The 4,722-nt window shown below is 58.7% G+C and carries 5 protein-coding genes; 3 read left to right on the top strand and 2 right to left on the bottom strand.

The window, feature by feature from the left end; all coding sequences use genetic code 11:
* Positions 1-692: EAL domain-containing protein (locus VF672_RS00505; protein ID WP_331100269.1), on the bottom strand; the 692-nt coding region annotated here is incomplete at its 3' end.
* Between the two features lie 118 nt (positions 693-810).
* Here VF672_RS00505 and VF672_RS00500 point away from each other — a divergent pair.
* On the top strand, positions 811-1,212 hold the full coding sequence (locus VF672_RS00500; RefSeq protein ID WP_331100266.1) for an RNA-binding S4 domain-containing protein: 402 nt from the start codon (positions 811-813) through the stop codon (positions 1,210-1,212).
* A gap of 65 nt (positions 1,213-1,277) precedes the next feature.
* Here the strand turns inward: VF672_RS00500 and VF672_RS00495 are convergent, their stop codons facing one another.
* On the bottom strand, positions 1,278-2,087 hold the full coding sequence (locus VF672_RS00495; protein WP_331100264.1) for a phosphatase PAP2 family protein: 810 nt from the start codon (positions 2,085-2,087) through the stop codon (positions 1,278-1,280).
* A gap of 98 nt (positions 2,088-2,185) precedes the next feature.
* Between VF672_RS00495 and hslO the strand changes: the two genes are divergently transcribed.
* Entirely contained in the window at positions 2,186-3,088 is a 903-nt protein-coding gene (gene hslO / locus VF672_RS00490; protein WP_331100262.1) for an Hsp33 family molecular chaperone HslO, read from the top strand.
* Between the two features lie 192 nt (positions 3,089-3,280).
* The coding region (locus tag VF672_RS00485) for a phosphoenolpyruvate carboxykinase (protein ID WP_331100260.1) at positions 3,281-4,722 on the top strand (1,442 nt) is incomplete at its 3' end.

Raw genomic sequence — 4,722 nt, 5'->3', positions numbered from 1 at the left:
TAAATGCCGCAGTCGGTGAGGAAGTCTCGTTCGTCTGCGTGTTCGATGCCTTCGGCGATCACTGTAACGTTCAGGTCCGTACACATTGTGACAACGCCACGCACGATGGCCTGCCGGGCCTTATCCAGATGGACGTTGCGTACCAGCGCCATGTCGAGCTTGATCAGGTCAGGCTGAAAGTCGGCAAGCAGCGTAAGCCCTGAGTAGCCGGCGCCGAAATCATCAATGGCGGTCTTGAAACCAAACTCGCGGTACTCGCGAAGGATGTTGGTCAGGTGGCTGCTGTTGCAAATGTGCTCGGATTCGACGGTCTCGAAGATCAGCCGGTCCAGCGGAAAATCATGGGCCTGGGCCGCTTCAAGGGTGCTGCGAATGCACATCTCGGGGCGGTAAACCGCGTTGGGCAGAAAGTTGATTGACAGGTATTCGTCCATTCTCAGCCGGGCGGCGGTTGAAATCGCGCGGGTTCGGCACAATTGATCGAAACGGTATCGGTTGGAGTCGTCGACCTGGCTCAGTACAGACAGCGCACCCTCGCCGTTCGCGCCGCGCACCAAGGCCTCATGAGCAAACACCGAGCGGTCGCGGACGTCCACGATAGGCTGATAGGCGAATTCAAATTTCAAATCCGGTGCCGAGCTTCCTCTGCAGCCCTTGCACCCACCAGTCAATGACGTTGGGAAGTCTGTCACGTCGTGCTCCTTAGCCGGTGTTTCCAGTCTTGGTGGGCAGTGTAAACGAGGGTGGCGGTAACTGCGTCCCCGACGGCACGTAGTACGATTCTGACCATCACACGATTGAGGAATTCAGATGACAAAGAACTCAGACGAGGACGACAAAGTCCGTCTGGATAAATGGCTTTGGGCGGCGCGTTTCTTCAAAACCCGCGCCCTGGCGAAAGCCGCCATTGAAAGCGGGAAGGTTCACTGTCGCGGCGAGCGCTGCAAGCCGGGGAAAGAGCCGCGTGTAGGCGATGAGCTGCAAATTCGGGCGGGCTTCGATGAGCGGACCGTGGTGGTGCAGGCGTTGTCGATCGTCCGGCGCGGCGCCCCCGAGGCTCAGTTGCTGTACAGCGAAACCCCGGAGAGCCTCGCCAAACGCGAGCAAGCCGCCGAGATGCGCAAGGCTGGAAGCCTGGGCGTTACGACCGACGGCAGACCGACCAAAAAGCAGCGCCGGCAGTTGTTCCAGTTCCGTTCGGGCGACGACTGACGATCTCGCAGCTTTCCGGGATCGTGAATCCATCGACCCCGGATTGCCCAGTAGCGACAGTCAGCTTACAAATGAGAACCCGGTTTCATGATGCTCAGGCATTTGAGTAACGGCAGCCGGCCCAAAACATTGAAGACCGGGGCGGTCAGTCGAAACAGGAACCCTGTGATAGTCGCCACGAACGGGGTATAGCAGCTCCAGCCCAATGCCAGCAAAGCGATCATGACACCGCCGATGTAATCGTCCTGACCCCAATGTGCGCCTGCGACCAGGCGCGGCATCATGAACAGGAGCGCCAGGGCCCAGATGACCACGCGCTGGCCAACCGTGCGGCTGTACACGCTCATGAACATTGCCCAGATCAGCAGCACCGAGGCGTGGTCACCCGGAAAGCTCTGGCTGGAGCGGTCCTTGAGCTGCCATTTGTCTTCCAGCAGCGGGAATATGTCGCTGAGTTTGATGGCATCAGGGATCATCATCGACGCGCTGTCATGTTGCAGCGCGGTGTGGTCGATGATCTTGGAAAACACTGTCCGGATGATCAACAGCACAATCAGCGTCAACACAAAGCCGATCAACGCGGCACGCGTCTGCAATGATTTGAATACCCAGTTGCCCTTTATAAGCAGTGTCAGAAGAATCAGGCCGACGACGACATCGAAAGGCCTCATGCTGGCAATTGTCCAGATCCACAGCCACGCTTTGTTTTGTTCGAGCGGGCGGTTCAGCAGGTGAAACAAGCCTTCATCGAACTGAGTGAAGGCCGCATGGCCCGTGGGCCAGATCCAGACCAGCAGCAGCGCGAGCGCTACCAGATTACAGAGCAAGAATTTTTTGGCGTTCCACTTGGGTTGGAACAACGCGGGATAGTCCATAAAATGCCCCCATCGGCATGACAATGCACCAAGCGGTGCTAAACCGCGCTTTATAGGCGCTTGTCATCATTTTGTCATCCATTCAGATACCTTCTCCTATGTCAGACTTTTCCGATACCGATTACACCCAGCGCTTCATTTTCGACGAGAGCGACGTTCGCGGCGAGCTCGTGGCCCTTGAGCGCAGCTACGCTGAGGTACTTGCCAAACACCCGTATCCCGAGCCGGTCGCTCAGTTGCTGGGCGAAATGCTCGCCGCCGCCGCACTGTTGGTGGGCACGCTGAAATTCGACGGGCTCCTGGTTTTACAGGCCCGCTCGCTTGGCCCGGTATCGTTGCTGATGGTGGAGTGCTCCAGCGACCGCGAGTTGCGCGGCATTGCGCGCTACGACGAAACCCTGGTCACCCCGGACGCGACGCTGCTTGATCTGATGCCCGATGGCGACTTGACCATGACCATCGACCCGCGGCAGGGCAAACGCTACCAAGGCATCGTTGGCCTGGACGGCGTTGATCTCTCAGCGTGTCTGTCCAGCTACTTTGTGATGTCGGAGCAATTGCCGACACGCTTCTGGATCAAGGCCGACGGCAAACGCGCACGCGGCTTGCTCCTGCAACAGTTGCCCGCTGAGAAGCTTAAAGAGCCAGAAGAGCGCGAAGCCAGCTGGCAGCACGTCAACACGCTGGTCGACACCCTGACTGCCGAAGAGCTGCTCAGCCTGACCAACGAAACCGTGCTGCATCGGCTGTTCCACGAAGACGCTGTGCGCATGTTCGAAGTCCAGCCCCTGGTGTTCCGTTGCAGCTGCTCTCGCGAACGTTCTGGCAACGCGCTGGTCAGTCTTGGTCTGGAAGATGCACAGCAGTTGGTGATCGAGCATCACGGTGCGGTTGAGATCGACTGCCAGTTCTGCAATCAGCGCTATCTCTTCGATGCAACCGATGTAGCGCAGCTCTTTGCAGGGGGTGGGGTGGATACCCCTTCCGATACCCGTCATTAAATGTAGTGCGGGTCCTGCGCTGAAAGCTTTCCGCCCGGCCCGCTTGACTCTTCTTCATGTAGTTCTGACAGGAGGGCCCTACCTTTTTTGGGCTTTTCTGGCATAATCCGGCCACTTTTTAGCTGTAGTAGTGTTGGTTTTTCTACTACAAAACGTTTGGAGCACTCGGCCATCGAGCCGACGGGGAATCTCATGACGCAAGCCAATAACGCCGTTCACACCGATCTCAGTGTCGACGATCTGGTTAAAGAAGCCCTCAAACGCGAAGAAGGCGTGCTGTCCGATACTGGCGCACTCGTCGTGGAAACAGGCCATCGCACAGGCCGCTCGCCTGCCGACCGCTTCATCGTAGACGAACCGACCACTCAGGCCGCGATCGCCTGGGGTCCGATCAACCGCAAATTTCCTGCCGACAAGTTCGATGCCCTGTGGGCTCGTGTCGAGGCGTTCAACAACGCTCAGGAACATTTTGTTTCCCACGTTCACGTAGGCGCAGCCGAAGACCACTACCTCGCGGTCAAGATGACCACGCAGACAGCCTGGCAGAACCTGTTCGGCCGTTGCCTGTTCATCAATCCGGCCCAGTACAACCCGGCCGGACGTGACGAGTGGCAAGTGCTCAACGTGGCTAACTTCGAATGCGTGCCAGAGCGCGACGGCACCAACTCCGACGGCTGCGTCATCATTAATTTCGCCCAGAAGAAGGTCCTCATCGCCGGTATGCGTTACGCCGGTGAAATGAAGAAGGCCATGTTCTCGGTGCAGAACTTCCTGCTGCCGGCCTCTGACGTGCTGCCAATGCACTGCGCGGCCAACATCGGTGAAGACGGCGACGTGACGCTGTTCTTCGGTCTGTCCGGCACCGGTAAAACCACGCTGTCCGCCGACGAAACCCGTTACCTGATTGGTGACGACGAGCACGGCTGGGGTGAAGGCGTTGTCTTCAACATCGAAGGCGGTTGCTATGCCAAGTGCATCGACCTCTCCGAGAAGAACGAGCCTGTTATCTGGAAAGCCATCAAGCACGGCGCCGTGCTGGAAAACGTGGTGCTGGACGGGGCCGGTCATGCCGACTACGCCGACAGCAGCCTGACCCAGAACAGCCGCGCCGCTTACCCGCTCGAGCACGTTGAAAAACGCTCCGAGAAGAACCTGGGCGGCGAGCCTAATGCGGTGATCTTCCTGACCTGCGACCTGACCGGCGTGCTGCCACCCGTGTCGATCCTCAGCGAAGAGCAAGCGGCTTATCACTTCCTGTCGGGCTACACCGCGCTGGTCGGCTCCACTGAAATGGGCTCGGGCGCTGGCATCAAATCCACGTTCTCGACCTGCTTCGGCGCGCCGTTCTTCCCGCGTCCTGCCGGCGAATACGCAGAGCTGCTGATCAAGCGCATCCGCGGTTTCGGCTCCAAGGTCTACCTCGTCAACACGGGCTGGACCGGTGGCGGCTACGGTGTCGGCAAGCGTTTCAACATTCCGACCACCCGTGGCGTTATCGCGGCCATTCAAAGCGGCGCGTTGATCGGTGCAGCAACCGAGCACCTCGACACCATCAACCTGGATGTCCCGACCTCCGTGCCTGGCGTTGACACCGTCCTGCTCAACCCACGCAATACCTGGGCTGACAAAGCGTC

It is taken from the genome of Pseudomonas sp. (genome assembly GCF_036387035.1).
Classification (GTDB): Bacteria; Pseudomonadota; Gammaproteobacteria; order Pseudomonadales; family Pseudomonadaceae; genus Aquipseudomonas.
This window is presented reverse-complemented; position numbering and strand designations above follow the sequence as displayed.